The sequence below is a fragment of the Paracoccus sp. SSJ genome (genome assembly GCF_030234105.1).
Lineage (GTDB): Bacteria > Pseudomonadota > Alphaproteobacteria > Rhodobacterales > Rhodobacteraceae > Paracoccus > Paracoccus denitrificans.
In genome coordinates, this window is the sequence record NZ_JASSPE010000002.1 from 278,662 (window position 1) to 295,667 (window position 17,006).

17 protein-coding genes and 1 tRNA gene are annotated in these 17,006 nt (G+C 66.3%); 6 read left to right on the top strand and 12 right to left on the bottom strand.

Translation table 11 applies throughout. From position 1 onward, the window contains the following. Positions 1–183: 183 nt before the first annotated feature. Genes QPR87_RS03625 through QPR87_RS03635 form a run of 3 tightly spaced genes read right to left on the bottom strand, consistent with a single transcriptional unit; the run spans position 184 to position 2,128 of the window. A complete protein-coding gene (locus QPR87_RS03625) occupies positions 184–663 on the bottom strand; it encodes a DUF2948 family protein (protein WP_285048357.1) in 480 nt (159 codons plus the stop codon). After that, positions 656–1,936: a UDP-N-acetylglucosamine 1-carboxyvinyltransferase gene (murA, locus tag QPR87_RS03630; RefSeq protein WP_011748250.1), complete on the bottom strand. Its 1,281-nt coding sequence runs from the start codon at positions 1,934–1,936 to the stop codon at positions 656–658. The genes QPR87_RS03625 and murA overlap by 8 nt, the downstream gene beginning before the upstream one ends. Beyond that, positions 1,937–2,128: a hypothetical protein gene (locus QPR87_RS03635; RefSeq protein ID WP_041529909.1), complete on the bottom strand. Its 192-nt coding sequence runs from the start codon at positions 2,126–2,128 to the stop codon at positions 1,937–1,939. A 145-nt stretch (positions 2,129–2,273) separates the two neighbouring features. Between QPR87_RS03635 and QPR87_RS03640 the strand changes: the two genes are divergently transcribed. Next, positions 2,274–2,348 (top strand) — tRNA-Thr (locus QPR87_RS03640). Positions 2,349–3,301: 953 nt separating this feature from the next. Here QPR87_RS03640 and QPR87_RS03645 read toward each other — a convergent pair. Next, positions 3,302–3,763, bottom strand: coding sequence for a c-type cytochrome (locus QPR87_RS03645; RefSeq protein ID WP_104492637.1), 462 nt, complete (start codon positions 3,761–3,763; stop codon positions 3,302–3,304). Positions 3,764–3,857: 94 nt separating this feature from the next. Here QPR87_RS03645 and QPR87_RS03650 point away from each other — a divergent pair, with 94 nt between their 5' ends. The 4 genes from QPR87_RS03650 to QPR87_RS03665 all read left to right on the top strand — a co-directional run bounded on the left by QPR87_RS03650 (position 3,858) and on the right by QPR87_RS03665 (position 8,971). Further along, positions 3,858–4,238, top strand: coding sequence for a hypothetical protein (locus tag QPR87_RS03650; RefSeq protein ID WP_231964697.1), 381 nt, complete (start codon positions 3,858–3,860; stop codon positions 4,236–4,238). Positions 4,239–4,312: 74 nt separating this feature from the next. Beyond that, a complete protein-coding gene (locus tag QPR87_RS03655; RefSeq protein ID WP_104492423.1) occupies positions 4,313–5,821 on the top strand; it encodes a multicopper oxidase family protein in 1,509 nt (502 codons plus the stop codon). Between the two features lie 158 nt (positions 5,822–5,979). After that, positions 5,980–8,376 (top strand): heavy metal translocating P-type ATPase, encoded by a 2,397-nt coding sequence (locus tag QPR87_RS03660; RefSeq protein WP_104492426.1) that lies wholly within the window; start codon positions 5,980–5,982, stop codon positions 8,374–8,376. A 109-nt stretch (positions 8,377–8,485) separates the two neighbouring features. Continuing rightward, positions 8,486–8,971 (top strand): DUF411 domain-containing protein, encoded by a 486-nt coding sequence (locus QPR87_RS03665; RefSeq protein WP_024844639.1) that lies wholly within the window; start codon positions 8,486–8,488, stop codon positions 8,969–8,971. A 240-nt stretch (positions 8,972–9,211) separates the two neighbouring features. Here QPR87_RS03665 and QPR87_RS03670 read toward each other — a convergent pair whose 3' ends face one another. The 5 genes from QPR87_RS03670 to QPR87_RS03690 all read right to left on the bottom strand — a co-directional run bounded on the left by QPR87_RS03670 (position 9,212) and on the right by QPR87_RS03690 (position 12,813). After that, positions 9,212–9,532, bottom strand: a complete 321-nt coding sequence (locus QPR87_RS03670) for a phage head closure protein (protein ID WP_285048362.1) — start codon at positions 9,530–9,532, stop codon at positions 9,212–9,214. Positions 9,533–9,534: 2 nt separating this feature from the next. Then, positions 9,535–10,074, bottom strand: coding sequence for a head-tail connector protein (locus tag QPR87_RS03675; RefSeq protein WP_010399407.1), 540 nt, complete (start codon positions 10,072–10,074; stop codon positions 9,535–9,537). 54 nt (positions 10,075–10,128) lie between these two features. Further along, positions 10,129–10,569 carry a hypothetical protein gene (locus tag QPR87_RS03680; protein ID WP_115754700.1) on the bottom strand — a complete coding sequence of 147 codons (441 nt, stop codon included), beginning with the start codon at positions 10,567–10,569 and terminating at the stop codon, positions 10,129–10,131. 80 nt (positions 10,570–10,649) lie between these two features. Beyond that, positions 10,650–11,936: a phage major capsid protein gene (locus QPR87_RS03685; protein WP_285048365.1), complete on the bottom strand. Its 1,287-nt coding sequence runs from the start codon at positions 11,934–11,936 to the stop codon at positions 10,650–10,652. 10 nt (positions 11,937–11,946) lie between these two features. Further along, positions 11,947–12,813, bottom strand: coding sequence for a head maturation protease, ClpP-related (locus tag QPR87_RS03690; RefSeq protein WP_115754698.1), 867 nt, complete (start codon positions 12,811–12,813; stop codon positions 11,947–11,949). A gap of 149 nt (positions 12,814–12,962) precedes the next feature. On the opposite strand from QPR87_RS03690, the gene QPR87_RS03695 reads away from it, so the two are divergent. Continuing rightward, complete coding sequence (locus QPR87_RS03695; RefSeq protein WP_115754697.1) at positions 12,963–13,406, top strand: hypothetical protein; 444 nt, start codon at positions 12,963–12,965, stop codon at positions 13,404–13,406. Positions 13,407–13,436: 30 nt separating this feature from the next. On the opposite strand, the gene QPR87_RS03700 is transcribed toward QPR87_RS03695, so the two are convergent. The 3 genes from QPR87_RS03700 to QPR87_RS03710 are packed head-to-tail and all read right to left on the bottom strand — an operon-like array spanning position 13,437 to position 16,987. Then, on the bottom strand, positions 13,437–14,732 hold the full coding sequence (locus tag QPR87_RS03700) for a phage portal protein (protein WP_285048369.1): 1,296 nt from the start codon (positions 14,730–14,732) through the stop codon (positions 13,437–13,439). 28 nt (positions 14,733–14,760) lie between these two features. Next, positions 14,761–16,533: a terminase large subunit gene (locus QPR87_RS03705; RefSeq protein WP_285048371.1), complete on the bottom strand. Its 1,773-nt coding sequence runs from the start codon at positions 16,531–16,533 to the stop codon at positions 14,761–14,763. After that, entirely contained in the window at positions 16,517–16,987 is a 471-nt protein-coding gene (locus tag QPR87_RS03710) for a phage terminase small subunit P27 family (RefSeq protein WP_285048372.1), read from the bottom strand. Before QPR87_RS03710 ends, QPR87_RS03705 begins: the two co-directional genes overlap by 17 nt. Between the last annotated feature and the right edge of the window lie 19 nt (positions 16,988–17,006).

The following is a 17,006-nucleotide window of genomic DNA, read 5'->3' on the forward strand; positions in this document are numbered from 1 at the left end:
GTTAGCGGCTGCGGGCAAGGGGCTCAAGCGGCTATGGCACTGCTGAACCTGCCCGTTCAGCGCCGGTTGCATGACGGGATTCGAGTATTTAGGGAACAGAGAAGCCAAGCTCTCTTCTTCGTTCTCCAAATACTCATGCGGCCAGGCAACCAGCGCCGTCCCCGACCGGAAGGCGCGGCGGGATCAACTGTCGGGATGTTGCGGCGCGTGACGCGAGGGCGCGACATAGGGCCGGGTCACGTCGCGCAACTCAACATTCAGGCACTCCGCCTCGACCGCCAGCGTGCCGTCGCCGGCGAATTCCAGAAGCAGCAGGCCGGTGCCGTCCTCGCCCGCCTGCCATGTCAGGGTCAGCAGTTCCAGGATCAGGTCCTTGTCCTTGCGGTCGATCCCGTCGCTCAGCACGCGGCGCACGTCGGAGACCAGCAATACCGAGCGCACCCGCTCATAGGGGCGGCCGTCGCGGCGGGCCAGTTCGGCATCCTCCCAGCGGAAGCGGTTCAAAAGCAGCGCGAGCTGCCGGTGGCGGCTGTCATAGGCGATCTCGGTCACCGGCAGGATCGCGTCCTGCACCAGGGCCGAGATCACGGTCAGATCCTCGGCATCGCTGGCCAGAAGCGCCAGCGGCGCGGGATCGGCGTCGGTAAAGCGGGCGTCAGCCATCGGCGACCTCCTTGATGCGTTCGATATCGGCGCCGACGCCGCGCAGCTTGCGCACCACCTTTTCATAGCCGCGATCCAGGTGATAGACGCGGCTGACGATGGTTTCGCCCTCGGCGGCGAGCCCGGCAAGGATCAGGCTGACCGAGGCGCGCAGGTCGGTCGCCATCACCGGGGCACCGCGCAGCTTTTCGACGCCGTGGACGGTAGCATGGCCGCCATGCACCTCGATCCGGGCGCCCATGCGCGCGAGTTCCGGGGCATGCATGAAGCGGTTCTCGAAGATCTTCTCCTCCAGCACCGAGGTGCCCTCGGCGGTGCAAAGCAGCGCCATCATCTGCGCCTGGAGATCGGTGGGGAAGCCCGGGAAGGGTTCGGTCACCACGTCGACCGCGCGCACGCGGCCGTTCTTGCGCGAAACCTTCAGCCCCCGCCCGGTCTCGACCACCTCGATGCCGGCCTCGTCCAGCTTTTCGCAGAAGGCCGCGACCAGGTCGATCCGGCCGCCAAGGCATTCGACCTCGCCTCCGCAGATCGCGGGGGCCAGCATGTATGTGCCCAGTTCGATCCGGTCGGTCACCACCGGATGCGTCGCGCCGCCAAGCGCCTGGACGCCCTCGACGGTGATGGTCGATGTTCCCTCGCCCTCGATCTGCGCGCCCATGCGGCGCAGGCATTCGGCCAGGTCCACGATCTCGGGCTCGCGCGCGGCATTGTTGATGACGGTCGTGCCCCGCGCCAGCGTCGCCGCCATCAGCGCGTTCTCGGTCGCGCCGACCGAAACCAGCGGGAAGTCGATCACCGCGCCCCTGAGCCCACCCGAAGGCGCCTTGGCATGGACATAGCCCTCGCGCAGGTCGAGATCGGCCCCCATCGCCTCGAGCGCGCGCAGGTGCAGGTCCACCGGCCGGGCGCCGATGGCGCAGCCGCCGGGCAGCGAGACAACGGCATGGCCGTCGCGCGCCAGCATCGGCCCCAGCACCAGGATCGAGGCGCGCATCTTGCGCACGATGTCGTAATCGGCCCGGTGGCTGGTCAGGTCATGGCTCGACAGCGCAAGCACCTGCCCGTCCTGGAGGCTGGCGACCTCCGCCCCCAGCGATTGCAGCAGCGCGGTCATGGTGCGGATATCCGACAGCCGCGGCGCATTGGTCAACGTCAGCGGCTGGTCGGTCAGCAGCGTTGCCGGCATCAGCGCCAGGCAGGCATTCTTGGCGCCGGTGATCGGGATCTCGCCCTTGAGCGGCCCGTTCCCCCTTACAATGATCTGGTCCATCTATTCCTCGTTCCCGGGCGCCTGTCCGTTCGGCGGCATCTCTGGCCCGTGCTGCTCGTTCTGCGTCGTCTCGTCCGATGCCCCCGTCCGCGCACGCCCCTGTGCCTTGCGCCGCGCAAGATTGGCCCGCAGCGCGGCCTTGAGCCGCGCTTCGCGTGCATCGCCCTTGGGATCGCGGGGTGTTCTTGTCATGTCTTTCTGTTAGCGCCCTTGCCGGCTTGCGTCCAGCGGCGGCACCGTCGCCGCCGCGGCGATCGGCAACGAACGGCGAAGTTGGATTTTTTCCAACTCCCCCCTTGCACCCTTCGCCCAGTCGGTCTAAAGCCCCGCCCACGATGCTGTGGTAGCTCAGTGGTAGAGCACTCCCTTGGTAAGGGAGAGGTCGAGAGTTCAATCCTCTCTCACAGCACCATGAAAATCCCGAGATCTCGAGACGGCTCTTTGCAGTTGATCCGTGCATGCGCATGGCCCTTGCGAAGGCCAGGACACGCCCATGCGGGGCCGTGCATCGAAAAACTCGCAAGACCCGTCGGTTCCATGACTCTCGCAGGAGATTGCGGAAACGGTCGAGCGTACGGCGATCAGACGATACGACCGCGCCGGCAACCAAGGCCGCGCAATGCGCCCAGGCCGTTTTCGCAAGAAAGCCGTCAAGGCGGGCGGCGCTGGGGGTGCCAGCTTGTCCCAACGGGCCCCCGGGATTGGATCGGCCCTGCAAAGGCAGCGTTAGCCCGCGTGGTAATAATCCATGTTGTTGCCGCTGTAATAGTCGATGGCGCCGCAACCGGAGAGCAGAAGAGGAGCCGCGGCGGCGATAGCCAGCATCAGCTTGTTCATGCTTTTGCCCTCCCACTGATCCTGCGGACCATCTCCGACAGTGACGAAGGCCCGCCCAGTCCGGCGAGAGGGCCGGGTTCTAGCCGAACACCTGCCGTTCCTGCTCCGACCCTCGCCCGCCAGCGCCTTTTCCGGCCAGCATGGAATGCGCCGCTCATTCTTATCTGTTGCCGGACAAGCGGGCTTGGGGAAAGCCCCGCATTCCACCCGGCTCCAATCGAAACGCCGAATGGCTGGCCACCATGTTTACAGCGCACGAGGCGCAATCCGCCGCCGTCTGCTGGCGCTGACCCATCTCTTGCCTCCCGCGCCGGCCATGGCGATCCGGCAGCGAACTGGGGAAGCGATCAGGGGCATGACGAGGCATCATTGCGAAAAAAAAACGGTGAAACAATGGCTTGACGGCGATATGGCGGAGGGGATGGGTCTGAAAGACAACCTTCTCCACCTAAGTCGTTGTTTTCGCTGCTAGCGCTCGTGCAAGCTCAGCATGATCCGCCTGCACGCCCGTCGGCTCAACTGGAATAGCTAGTTTGCCTGTGACACGCTCTCCTGGTAACTCCGTTCGCGCTCCGGCCAGGTGCTCTTGATATAGGCGAGGACAGCCCGGATCTCGGCGTCGCCGAGGACATCGGCAAACCCCGGCATGTCGCTCTCATAGCCGCCCCCGACAATGGCGGCCGTGCCTTCCTTGACGATGCGGAACAGGATGTCATCGGGATGGTGCCATGTGTGGCCGCCGGCATCGTGCGGTGGCGCCGGGAGACGCCCGGACGGAAGCGGCGTCTTCCAGTCGGGCTGCCCCTCAAGCTGCGCACCGTGGCAGGACGCGCATTGATCCGCATAGACCTGCCGGCCCTGTTCGATGACTTCTGCAGACGCCGCGGCGGTGGACGCAGTACGGACCTGATACCATCCGACGAAGATCGCCAGGATCAGGCCGCCGAGGAGCAACCCGAGCCACAGAATATCGCGGAGTTCTTTGCGCATGAGTTGCATGATTGATGGCGAGGAATTTCTATTGGATACATGCCGAGGATGAATTTCTGCCAGAGGCGCGACGCTGGAGGCAATGGACATTCCCGTGACCAGCGCCTATCTTTCCGGCATGTTTTCGCGCCTTGTTGCCATGCTTGCCGTACTCGCGATCGCCGTTATGACGACGGTGACGTCCGCGCATGCGGCGGGCTTGAGCACAGAGCCCGATCACGCGGCGCATGTCAGCGAGATAATGCAGATTGCGGCCGGCAGCGACCATTCCTGTGATGGCGATCAGCACTGCGGATCGATCGACGCCGAAAGCTGTGAACTGCTGTGCGTAGGTCTTTCGGTCTTCCTGACCCCGCCGAGCGAAGGCTCGGGCCGTGATTACGCGCCTGCCGGCCATGACTTCCCCACCGGCGTCATCCTCGCCAGTCGGGCACCCGGGCTGAACGAACGCCCTCCCAAGCTCCGTCTCCTCTGATCGCGTCCGGGCCACGAGGCCCGCGGCGTCCTATCGGTTTTGATGAACGGGACTGCTGTCCCGAGGAGACGACCATGAATACCCTTTCACGACGCGGCTTTCTTGCCGCTGGTGCCGCCGTGCTGGCCTCTGCGCATCTGCCCCGGATCGCGGCGGCGCAGGGTCTGGCCCCGCTGCCTTTGCACGCCGCCAGCCGGGTGATCGATATCGACGGTCGCGCCGCCACCGTCTGGGGTCTGGCCGGGCTGGCTGGGCAGGGCCTGACGCTCGATCCTGGCGCGCGGTTCCGGGTGGATCTGCACAACGATCTCGATGTTGACACGCTGATCCACTGGCACGGCCAGATCCCGCCCAACGCACAGGATGGCGTGCCCGACATGCCCTTGCCGATGCTCGCCCCCGGCGAGACACGCAGCTATGATTTCGCGCCGCTGCCCGGCACCTATTGGATGCACGCGCATGTGCCGCTGCACGAGATGCGCCTTCTGGCAGCACCGCTGATCGTGCGCAGCGCTGAGGACGTCGCCGCCGACCGGCAGGAGGTGGTGCTGTTCCTGCATGATTTCTCGTTCAAGGCGCCCGAGGAAGTGATGGCCGAGATCCTCGATGGCCACGGGACCGCAGGTGGTCACGGAGGCAACCATGGCGCGGGCATGGGCGGCATGGCGGGTATGGATCATGGCGCCATGGGGAACATGCCGATGGGGGGCATGGATCACGGCGCGATGGGCGGCATGGCGGGCATGGGTGCCGCGGGCGGCATGGCGATGGACCTCAACGATTACGACTGGGACGCCTATCTGGCCAATGACCGCACGCTGTCCGACCCCGAGGTGGTGCAGGTCGAACGCGGCGGGCGCATCCGCCTGCGGGTGATCAACGCCGCCGCTGCGACGGTGTTCTGGATCGAGACCGGCACCGCGCAGGCCCGGCTGGTCGCCGTGGACGGACATGCGGTTCAGCCGGTTCCGGGAACGCGCTTCGGCCTGGCGATGGGCCAGCGACTCGATCTGGAGATCGATCTGCCGCAGCAAGGCGGCGCCTGGCCGATCCTCGCGCTGCGGGAAGGCGCGCCCGAGCGCACTGGCTTGATCCTTGCTACGCAGGGCGCCGAGGTCCGGCGCATCGACCCCATGGCAGAGGCCGAAGCCCCCGCCTTCGACACCGACCTTGCGCAGGAGCAGCGCCTGATCGCCGCCGACGCCCTGCCGGATCGTCCGGTGGACCGCAGCCACATGGTGATGCTGGGCGGCACGATGCAGCCCTATGTCTGGACGATCAACGGGGCCGTCTGGGGCCAGCATCGCCCAATAGCCGCGCGCAGCGGTGAGCGGGTGGTGCTGTCATTCCATAACATGTCGATGATGGGTCACCCGATGCACCTGCATGGGCATGTGTTCCAGGTCGTCGGGCTGAACGGACGTGCCGTCCGGGGCGCGCTGCGCGACACGGTCTATGTGCCGCCGATGTCGATGGTCGATGTAGCGCTCGACGCCGGCGAGGCCGCGCGCTGGATGCTGCATTGCCATCACATGCCGCATCTTGAGACCGGCATGATGACCGAATTTACCATCAGCGCATGATCGTATGATGCTGGGGGCGCCCATGCCAGCGCCCCCAGCGGGAAATCTGCAAAGGGCAATATTCCAAGCCTCCTGATCGCCTCTTGACCTTCCAGCGGTTGGAAAGTGCAGAACAGGTGAAACGCAAGCTCAGGATGAAACGCCGAGGAGGCGTAAAAATGAACAGCAAGATCGAACACGATCACCAGAACCGCGCTCATTCGGCCAACGATCATCGGCACGATCACACGCATGACCACGCCGCCGCGTCGGACACAGCCCACAAGGTCAAGGACCCGGTCTGCGGCATGATGGTCGACCCCCACACCACCGCCCACAGGACCGACCACGGCGGCCGACCGTATTACTTCTGCTCGGCCGGGTGCCGGGAAAAATTTCTGGCCGATCCGGAGCGCTACGTCGACCCTTCGGCGACGGAGGCCAAGGCAGAACCGGTTCCCGAGGGGACGACCTACACCTGCCCGATGCACCCCGAGATCCGGCAGGTCGGCCCGGGGTCGTGCCCGATCTGCGGCATGGCGCTGGAGCCGGTGCTGGTCAGCCTCGATACCGGACCGAACGAAGAACTGATCGACATGACGCGCCGATTCTGGATCGGTCTGGTGCTGACGCTGCCGGTGTTCGTGCTGGAGATGGGCGGCCACCTTCTCGGTCTGGACCACCTCATCAGCCAGCGGACGTCGAACTGGATCCAGATGCTGCTGGCGACACCGGTCGTCCTCTGGGCGGGCTGGCCCTTCTTCCAGCGCGGCTGGCAGTCGCTGGTCAACCGCAGCCTCAACATGTTTACCCTGATCGCCATGGGCACCGGGGCGGCCTGGGTCTACAGCATGGTGGCGACACTTGCGCCCGGCATCTTTCCTGACCAGTTCCGGCAAGCCGACGGCTCGGTCGCGGTCTATTTCGAGGCGGCGGCGGTCATCACCGTCCTTGTCCTGCTCGGGCAGGTGCTGGAACTGCGCGCCCGCGAGAGCACCAGCGGCGCGCTCCGGGCGTTGCTCGACCTTGCCCCCAAGACTGCCCGGATCATCCGTGACGACGGCACCGAGGAGGAGGTGCAGCTCGATACCGTTCAGGTCGGCGACCGGTTGCGGGTCCGGCCCGGCGAGAAGGTGCCCGTCGATGGCGAGGTGCTGGAAGGCCGCAGCGCCGTCGATGAATCGATGGTGACGGGCGAGTCGATGCCGGTCACCAAGGAGGCCGGCGCCACCGCCATCGGCGGCACCATGAACCAGTCCGGCGCGCTGGTGATCGGGGCGAAGAAGGTCGGCCGCGACACCATGCTGTCGCAGATCGTCCAGCTCGTCGCCGAGGCGCAGCGAAGCCGTGCGCCGATCCAGCGGCTTGCCGACCAGGTGTCAGGCTGGTTCGTCCCGGCGGTGATCGTGGTCGCGGTGCTCGCCTTCATCGCCTGGTCGTTCTGGGGGCCGGAGCCGCGCTTCTCCTTCGGTCTGATTGCCGCAGTGTCGGTCCTCATCATCGCCTGTCCCTGTGCGCTGGGGCTGGCAACGCCGATGTCGATCATGGTCGGCGTCGGCCGTGGCGCACAGGCGGGCGTGCTGATCAAGAACGCCGAGGCGCTGGAGCATATGGAGAAGATCGACACCATCATCGTGGACAAGACCGGCACGCTGACGGAAGGGCGCCCCGCCGTCACCGCCATCGTGCCGGCGCCGGGGTTCACCGAAGAAGAGGCGCTGCGGCTTGCCGCCAGCGTCGAGCGGGCCAGCGAGCATCCACTGGCACTCGCCATCGTGCGCGCCGCAGAGGAACGGGGCATCGCGACCGCACCGGTTGCGGATTTCGACTCGCCCACCGGCAAGGGCGCCTATGGCACGGTCGAGGGCAAGCGCATCCCCCTCGGCAACGCCAAATTCCTCGCCGAACAGGGGGTCGATGTGGCGCCGCTGGCCGACGAGGCCGACCGGCTGCGCGAGGATGGGGCGACCGCGATCTTCATGGGCGTGGACGACCGCGTCGCCGCGATCTTCGCCATCGCCGATCCGGTCAAGCCCTCGACGCCCGAGGCGCTGGCGGCGCTGAAGGCGCAAGGGATCCGGGTTGTCATGCTCACCGGCGACAACTGGACCACCGCAAAGGCGGTCGCCCGTCAGCTTGGCATTGACGAGGTCGAGGCCGAGGTGCTGCCAGATCAGAAGAGCGCGGTCGTGCAGCGGCACAAGGCGGCGGGCGAGGTGGTGGCAATGGCCGGCGATGGCGTCAACGACGCGCCGGCGCTGGCTGCGGCGGATGTCGGCATCGCCATGGGCACCGGCACCGATGTGGCGATGGAAAGCGCCGGCGTCACCCTGCTGAAGGGTGATCTGACCGGCATCGTCCGGGCGCGCAAGCTCTCGGAAGCGGTCATGGGCAACATCCGCCAGAACCTGTTCTTCGCCTTCATCTACAACGCATTGGGTGTGCCGATCGCGGCCGGGGTGCTGTATCCGTTCTTCGGCATCCTTCTGTCGCCGATCATCGCCGCCGCCGCCATGGCGCTGTCCTCGGTCAGCGTGATCGCCAATGCAGCTAGGCTGCGGAGGGTGAAGCTGTGACGATTTGCGGAGCCCTCAGCCGGCCCGCACGGGCGCCGCTCAACCCTTTCCTGCGTCGCGCCCGGACCGTGACGGCGAGACAATCCGATCCATGCAACGAGGTTTGACGATGAGAAACGATCACTGCATCAGCCGACGCGCCATTCTGGCCGCTGCCGGCGCACTTCCCCTGCTGATGGCCACGGCAAGGTGGGGGCAGGCAGAGAACCTGCCACTGGTCAGCGTCAGCAAGGATCCCTCCTGCGGCTGCTGCGACGGCTGGGCTGCGCATATCGAAGCCGCAGGCTTCCCGGTGCGGGTTGTGGAATCCGCTGATATGGCCAGCCTCAAGCGGCGGCTCGGTGTGCCGGCCGATCTGGCATCGTGCCATACCGCCGAGGTCAACGGCTATGTGGTCGAGGGCCATGTGCCCGCCGCCGCGATCCGACGCCTGCTGGCCGAGCGGCCCGACGCGGTGGGCCTGGCCGTTCCCGGCATGCCCGCCGGCTCGCCCGGCATGGATTTCCCCGGCGTCGACCCCGAGCCCTATGAAGCGTTCCTGTTCGGCCAGACCACCCGCAGCTTCGGGCGCTTCCTCGGCCCGCGGGAAATCTGACACGGGGTATACCGACATGACCGACCGGCTTGAGAATGATCCGAAACAGCACCTGACCGAGGCGGATCGCCTCCGTCAGCGGGGCTGTCTCGCGGCGTTGAGTAGAGGGCGGGTTCGGCGAGCGCCCGTTCCGCTGATCCGTCTCACTGCCCGGCGGCCCGGGCCAGAATCGCTTCCAGTTCGGCGTCTGACCGATCAGAACTGTGCAACGGCATCGGCGCCTCCCGCATCCTGCGCCCATCACGCCTCGGCCAGTATCTCGAGACAGGCGCCATCCTCGCTGGGCCGAGGATCTTCCTTGAGATCGAAGATCACCGCATCGATGACAGCGCGCCATTCGGAGGTGATGGCGCGGGTCTCGGCGCTGGCGCGGATCGTCAGGATGGCCGGTGCTTTCGAGACCAGCCGTGCCTGCATGACGGCCTCGGAGCCGCGCAGATAATGAACATGGCACCAGAGGGTGAAGCGATCCTCCCACCCTTGGATCAGCATCCCGTCCGGATCGCGGATCATCACAGCCTGCTGGAAGGTGACCCGGCGCCGCAGGCGTCCGGCAACCATTCTCACAGCCGGATCCTGCGATAGGGGGCGAGCAGCGCATCGACCGCCATGGGCAGCGCCGATGGACTTGCCCCGAGGCTGACCGCCTCGCGATGCTCATACCAATGCGCGATCAGCAGCAGCATGGCCTGACGGATTGCCGCAGGCACATCGGCGGGGGCGCCATAGCCGGCGGTGAAGGTGATGGCCGCGGGGCGGCCGAAGCCGGCCAAGGGTCGCAGCAACAGCCGCTGGTCCTGCAGCGCGATATGATAGTCGAGATCAACGCCCGCGGCATCGGTGAACACCGCGCTGTCGATCTCGCTGTCCGGAAACGGCAGCAGGATCGGGCCGGTGAGGGCATCGAGGTCCATCTGCCAGGATTGCGTGACTAGGCAACGACCGAGAATGCCGGCAGGGCCGTCCAGCCAGGCGGTGGCCGCATCGATGCTGTGCTGGATCAACAGATCCTCGTCATCATGATCGACGCGGAGCTGGGCCTTGGCTTCGGCCAGCGTGATCGGCACCGCCGCAGGCGCCGTAATGCGGGTGAGCGTGAACATGGTGAAATCCCTGATGCAGAGCGCGGGCGGCCTTCACCGCCCGCGACATTGCCATCACGCCTGATCGGCCTGCGGGTTGATCTGGCCGTGGCCCTTGATCACCAGCGCGGCGACGGGCGTGCCGGTGGCATGGGTGCCTTCAAGCGCCGCCAGCAGCTTCAGGTAGCGTTTGGTTCCGACATAGCCGAAGCGGTAAACGGCGGCGGTGGCGTGGGCCTCGACCAGCGCCTTGATGATGCCGCCTTCGCCCACGGTCGGGACACCCAGCAGGTCGGCTGCGGTCACCGCCTCATAGCTGCTGTCGTCATCGGAATGGGTCAGGATGAACTCGATCCTGTTGGTCGAGGTGAAGGTGATGCCGCCCGCGCCAATGGCGAGAATGATCTCGGCACCGTCATGACCGCGCAGATCAATGGCCACGGGGGTGCTGTCGTCGGTGAGCGTGGCCACGTCGATGGCCGCGGCCACCGAGAGACTGGAATGCAGATCCTTCATCGGATCCTCCTGTGCAGGAATGTGGGTGGGAAGACGCGGGCTGAACCCTGCCGCGCGCGCGCCTTGGTTCAGCCGGGCGATCAGCTGGCCGCGATCTTCAGCAGCTTGATGGCATCAAAATTCTGCACCCCGCCACCGACGCGCTTGGTGGTGTAGAAATGCACATAGGGCTTGTTGGTGAAGGGATCGCGCAGCACCCGGATGCCGAAGCGGTCGACGATCAGATAGCCGCGCCGGAAATCCCCGAAGGCGATCGGGAAAGCTCCGACGGCAATATCGGGCATGTTGTCGTCATCGCTGATCGGATAGCCGAGCAGCGTCGCCGGCTGGCCAGCCTGGACCGGGGGCTGCCAGAGATAGAGCTCCTCGGTCTTCGACTTCAGCTTGCGGATCGCCGCCTGCAGCGAGCGGTTCATCAGGAAGCGCGCATTCTGCCGGTAGCCCTGCTTCAGCCCGTAGACGAGGTCGATCAGCGCATCGACGCCGTTGTGGCTGGCATCGGTCAATGCGGCCGCGACGCCCGAGGCGGTGTAGCCGATCTTGCCCCATGCGTAAGAGGCATTGGCGACCGTGTCATAGGCCAGGATGCCGCGGGGCCTGTTCACCCCGTCGCCGGTGATGAAGGCGGTGGCCTCGGCCTCGGCGAAGGCGGTCGAGACCTCCTCGGCCAGCCAGGCGGCGATATCGACGCGCGCATCGTCGAGCAGGGTCTGGGTCGCGGCGGGGTTGGCGTAGATTTCCATTGCCGGGAAGGCCAGTTCCGCCAGGGTGGGCGTGGCGGTCTCGGGCCGGGCCTGGCGTTCGCCGACCCAGCCGGCTGCGGCCCCGCCCTGATTGACCAGCTTCTTGTAGCTGCCGGCCGAGATCGAGATGACGCTGGCGATCGACCGCATGGCCGAGACCGAGCCCAGCACCCGGTCGATGGTCTGTTCCATCTGATCAGGCACGACATAGCCGCCATCGGGATCGCTGTCGGTGCGGAGGGCGGCCTTCACCTCCAACTCCCGCAACCCGGCCTCGACCCCGCGGCGGAAGAACTGGTTGAAGGCGCGGGCGTGCTCGCGGGTCTCGGGGCTGTCCGCCCGATCCGCGCTGCCACCACCGCCGCCGAGCCTGGCCGCCGCCAGCACGGCATTGGTCTCGTCGAGCGCGCCCTGAAGCCGGGTGATCTCTGCATTGATGCGCTCCACCTTCTCGGCCTGCACGACATCGGCGAAGCGGGCGTTGATGCTGCTGATCTCGGCCTGATGCTCGTCCTTGAAGGCGGCGAAGGCGCGGTTCAGATCGGCAAGGATGGCGTTCGCGTCGCCGGTCTCGGCGCGCACGCGAACGGCCCCGTGGATGCGGGGGGATTTCTGGATGCCCATGGGCTTCTCCTTATGAGCGGATGGTATCGATGAGCTGCCGGATGGCGCTCAGGGGGATGCCAGCGTTTTGCGTGGCGGGTTCGGCAGCGTTCCGCGTGCCGGTGAGGTCTCTCAGCATCGCGCGCCGCGCGGATCGCGGGATACCTTGCTGGGCCAGTGCCGCGTCTATGCGGCGCCGGGCCTGAATGTCGGGGCGCGACTGCGCGCCGCTCTGCGGTGACCGCGCGAGCGGGCCGGCGGCCGAACCCTCGACCATGCCGTCGGCCATCCCGGCCGTGATGGCCTCCTCGGCGCCGAGAAAGGTCTCGGCATCCAGCAACGCGGCAATCTCGACCTGTGGCCTGCCACTGCGGGCGGCATATATCCCGGCCAGTGCGGCATCGAAACTCTCGAAGAGCGCAGCGGCCTCAGCCATATCGTGGCGATTGCCGATCACCACGCCCCAGGCATTGTGCAGCATCAGGAAGCTGCCGGGGCTCATGTGGATCTCGTCGCCGGCCATGGCGATAATCGAGGCCGCCGAGGCCGCGAGCCCCAGCACCTCAACGGTGACCGCGGCCGGATGGGCGCGCAGCAGGTTGTAGATGGCAATGCCCTCGAACATGTCGCCGCCCGGCGAGTTGATCTGCACCGTCACCGCCTGCGGGCCGATCCTGCTGAGCGCCGCTGCGATCCGGCGCAGGCTCACCCCGCCGCCCATATCATCCTCGCCGATCACGTCGAAGATGGTGATGGTGCTGTCGCTCTCGGTGACGGAAGTGACCTGCACGGCGACCGGCATCTCGGCCCAGCGGACCAGCGCGTCCGATGGCGCATCGGCCTGGAACGCCGCGGGGCGCGGCAAGACCGGTCCGGCCGGAAGATCACGCAGGCTCATCAGATGGTCCTTTCGGATGTGTGCGGCTTATAGCTGAGCAAGAAAGACCGGCAGTTTCCTGCCGCTCTCCGCGCCTCAGGCGCTTGTGATGGATAATCAGCGGCGGTTGTCGTTTATCTGCTCAACCAAGAGTATGACGGAGCAGACCCATGCGTATTTTCCAGAAACTGGCCGTATTGGCCGTCACCGCCGCCACCGTGGTCGCTGTGCCGGCCTCGGCAGACCCGGGACGGGGCAAAACCCATGATCGTGACCACTTCCGGACCAGCCAGGCAAGACACTGCCCGCCGGGGCTGGCGAAGAAGAACCCGCCCTGTGTTCCCCCCGGCCAGGCCAGAAAATATGACGATCGCAGGGATTTTGATCGTCACCGGCACCATGAGCGTCGGCGGCACCATGACCGCTACGGGGTCCGGATCGGCGATATCCTGCGGATCGACGATTACCGGGTCATTCGCGATCCTCGCAGGATGAATCTCGAGACCCGTGACGACTGGCGCTATTACCGCGATGGCCATCGCGCCTATCGGGTTGATCGCGAAACACGGAAGATTCTCTCGGTCATCGAGTTGATCGACGCCTTTACGAACTGAGGCAGCGCCGGCTGCATTCCAGCCCCGAGATCAGGGATCGGCTTGGGCGTCGGGATCGATAGATTCGTTCTCCGCCTTCCCGGCTTCTGCGGTCATGTTCGGCGGCGGGTAATAGACATCACCGCCGTCACGTGGATTCTGGTCCTCGAGGGTGCGGATCTCGTTGGGGCTCCAGACGCCCCATTGCAGGCCCTTCACATAAGCCTCCCAGCGGGCCCGAATGTCGCCCTTGACGAGGGCGGCGCGGTTGAAGCGGGCATAGAGCAGATCATCCGCGCCGATCAGGTCGCGGTCGAGCGCTTCCTCCCACATGGTCAGGTGATCCTCGAGCGTATAGGCCACGAAGCCGATCGACTGCTGCTCGATGCCGGTCCCCCAGCTGGTGGACTTCTCGGTATCGCCGATCATGTGCGGCGGCACCCCGAAGAACATGGCGATGTCGGTGCGGCTGAACTTTCTGCTCTCGATCCATTGCGCATCCTCGGCGGTCATCGCGATGCGGGCGTAATCCATACCTTCCTCAAGGATGAGGTGCTTGCCTTCCTGGTCACCGCCGGCGCGGAATGCCTCGAGCCCGGCCTTGAGATTGGCCACCGCCTCGGGTCCGAGCTTCTGCGGGTGCCTGAGCACGCCCGAGACCCGGGCGCCATTGCGGAAGGTGGTGGCGCCATGATCCTCCATCGCCAGCGCCAGCCCGATGGTCTCGCGGGCATAGGCGATGGGTGAGACACCTCGCACCCCATCCAGCGTCAGCCCGACCAGATGCAGCACCTCGTCCTGCGCCAGCCGCAGACGCCTTCCATCGGGGCGGGTATAGAGAAAGCTCAGCGCCAGGTCCTTGTCCTGCACCACCTCGACCCGATCCGGATGCAGCGGGATCAGCGCCTGCACGGTGCCGCGCGAGCGCACGATCATGGCATAGGCATTGCCGCGCAAGAGCAGATGCGCCTGCAGCATGCGGCGGAACTGCGATGGCGTTTGCCAGCGATTGGGCCTTCGCCGCAGCAGCTGCCAGATCGGGGCATCCGAGGCATCCTCGCGGGTCCGGGCATCGACCCGGCGCTTGATATGCAAGGGCAGCGTTGCCACCGCGCCGGAAATGATGCGCACACAGGCATAGACTGCCGCCACCCGCATGGCGCTGTCGGGCGTCACCGCCATGCCGGAGCCGCTGACCGCCCCGGCTCTCAGCGCTGCCTCCAGCTCGGCAGCGGAGGTGATGACCAGCCCGCCACCCGCCTCCTGGACGGACGCGCGCGGTGATGGGGAGTGCGGAGGTGAGGCCGCAGGCGGGGCGCCTGCAAACCAGCGGGACCAGAAGGACATGGGGCATTCTTTCCGTAAGACGGGTAGCCTACAGCACCAGGATGCTGCGGCTGTCATAGACCGAGCGGCCGGCATTGGCGTCGCGCAGGAGCGCCCGGCCGAGGGCGTTACAGATCGCGACAATGCCGTCGATGCGCTCCGAGGAGCGTTCCTTGTCCGGCTTGATATTGCCGGCCGGATCATGGCGCACGGCGACATTCGAGGCATTCCAGCGCAGCACCGGATGGCCGCCATGCCACAAGAGCCGCGAGACCGAGAGCCGCTCGAGTTCAGCGGTCGGTGCCGCCATGCTCAGAAACCCCTGACCGAACTGCACGAGGTTCAGCCCCTCATCCTGCAGATGCTGGACGATCTCTCCGGCGAAGGTGCGGTCGTAAGAGAGCTCGCGCAGATCGTAGCGCCCCGCGAGTGCGATGATCTCCGCCTCGATGAAGGCGAAGTCGGTGGCATTGCCGGGCGTGGCAGTCAAAAACCCCTGGTCGCGCCATGTGGCATAGGGCACCCGGTCGCGCCGGGCGCGGCGCAGGATGTCCTCCTCAGGCACCCAGAAGCGGCTGAGCACGATCCATTTGTCTGCGAGGTCGCCGAGCGCGGGGTCCCCCGTCGGTGGGAACAGCAGCATGAAGGCCGAGAGGTCGTTGACCCGGGCGAGATCGAGCCCTCCATAGCATTCGCGGCCCAGCAGCTTGCCTTCCAGATCATCCAGCCCGGCGCGGATGTCTCGCCAATCAGCCCCGTCACCCGGCCCGCCCTCGGCCCAGACGCCCATGTCGAGCCAGCGGGTGACCTGTTCGGTCCATTCATTCAGCCGCAGCCGCCGGATGGCGTTCTGCTGCGCCGGCATCTCGCGGGCCTCGTCGATCTGGCGCTTCAGATCATCGCGCTTCACCGTCACGCCAAGACTCGGATTGGCCTTCACCCAGACCGCAGGATCAGTCCAATCATCGCCCTCGTCGATGGTGGCGATATAGGCAAACCAGCTGGCGGCCGTCTCATGCGGCACCGTGCCCTCCAGCGCCTTGACCGAGAACTCATGATGCTGGCGGCAGACTGAGTGGCGGTCATGGCCGGCGGTGGTGATCTCGACGATCAGCGGCTGGCGCCGGGCACCGGTGGCGGTGTTGAGCTTCTGGATGATCTCCGGCCCCGGATGTTCATGCACCTCGTCCACGGCGGCCAGATGCACGTTGAGCCCGTCCATCTTGCTGGCATCGGCCGAGAGCGGCCGGAACCACGACGCGGTGGGCAGCACCGCGAGGTTGTTCACGGTGCGCGTCACCCGCGCTGACAATGCAGGACTCGCCGCCACCATACGCTCGGCCTCGCCGAACACGATGCGCGCCTGATCGCGGGTGGTCGCCGCGGCATAGACATGCGCGCCGGCCTCACCATCGGCGATCAGCGCGTAGAGCGCGATGCCTGCGAGCAGCGCGGATTTGCCATTCTTGCGCGCCACCTCGACATAGGCAGTGCGGAACCTCCTGAGCCCATCAGCGCGTTTCCAGCCAAAGACGGATCCGACCACGAATTGCTGCCATGGCTGCAGCACAAAGGGCTGGCCGGCCCATTCCCCGGTCGAGTGCCGCAGATGGCTGAAAAACTCGATCGCGTGCAGCGCGGCGGCGCGGTCCCAGGAGAGACTGCGGGTCTTGCCGGTCTTCAGGTCCTCCAGATGCCGTGCGCAGGCCAGCTTCACCAGCCGGCCGGCGGTGATCTTGCCGCCGGTGACCGCCTTTGCATAGGCGGTGACCGGGCACGCCGGTGCCTTCCGAGCGGTACCAGATTTACGCGCTGCTGCCACGGTTCAGATAATCCTCGAACGGGTCGCGGGTCTTGGACGGCTCTGCCATGCGCACCCGGGTGCGGCTGGATGGCGTCATCCCGAACTCACTCTCGATCTGGCCCATCTGCGCGAGGCATTTATTGGCCACCGCCAGGAACGGGTTCTGGATGATATTCCCGCCCACGGTCTTCACCACCGGGCCGCGGCGCTTGACCTCGGCCTCCGCCTCGAGCCAGCGGCGCCAGATCACCACGTAACGGGCCAGCGCGCCGACATCGAGTTCGGTCATCACCCCATGCCGCGCCAGCAGCGCGGCCATCTCGGTGAACTTCGCGGCAGCCGCTTCGTCGAGATGCTCGGGCGGGTCCGGGGTCGCGACCACCGGCTGCGGCTCATCCGGGTTCAGCCGGTGCGACCGGGCCGTGCCCTTGACCAGTTTGAGCTGCGTCGGCAGTGGCTTGCGACCCGCCATGATCCTGATCCTTTCTGCT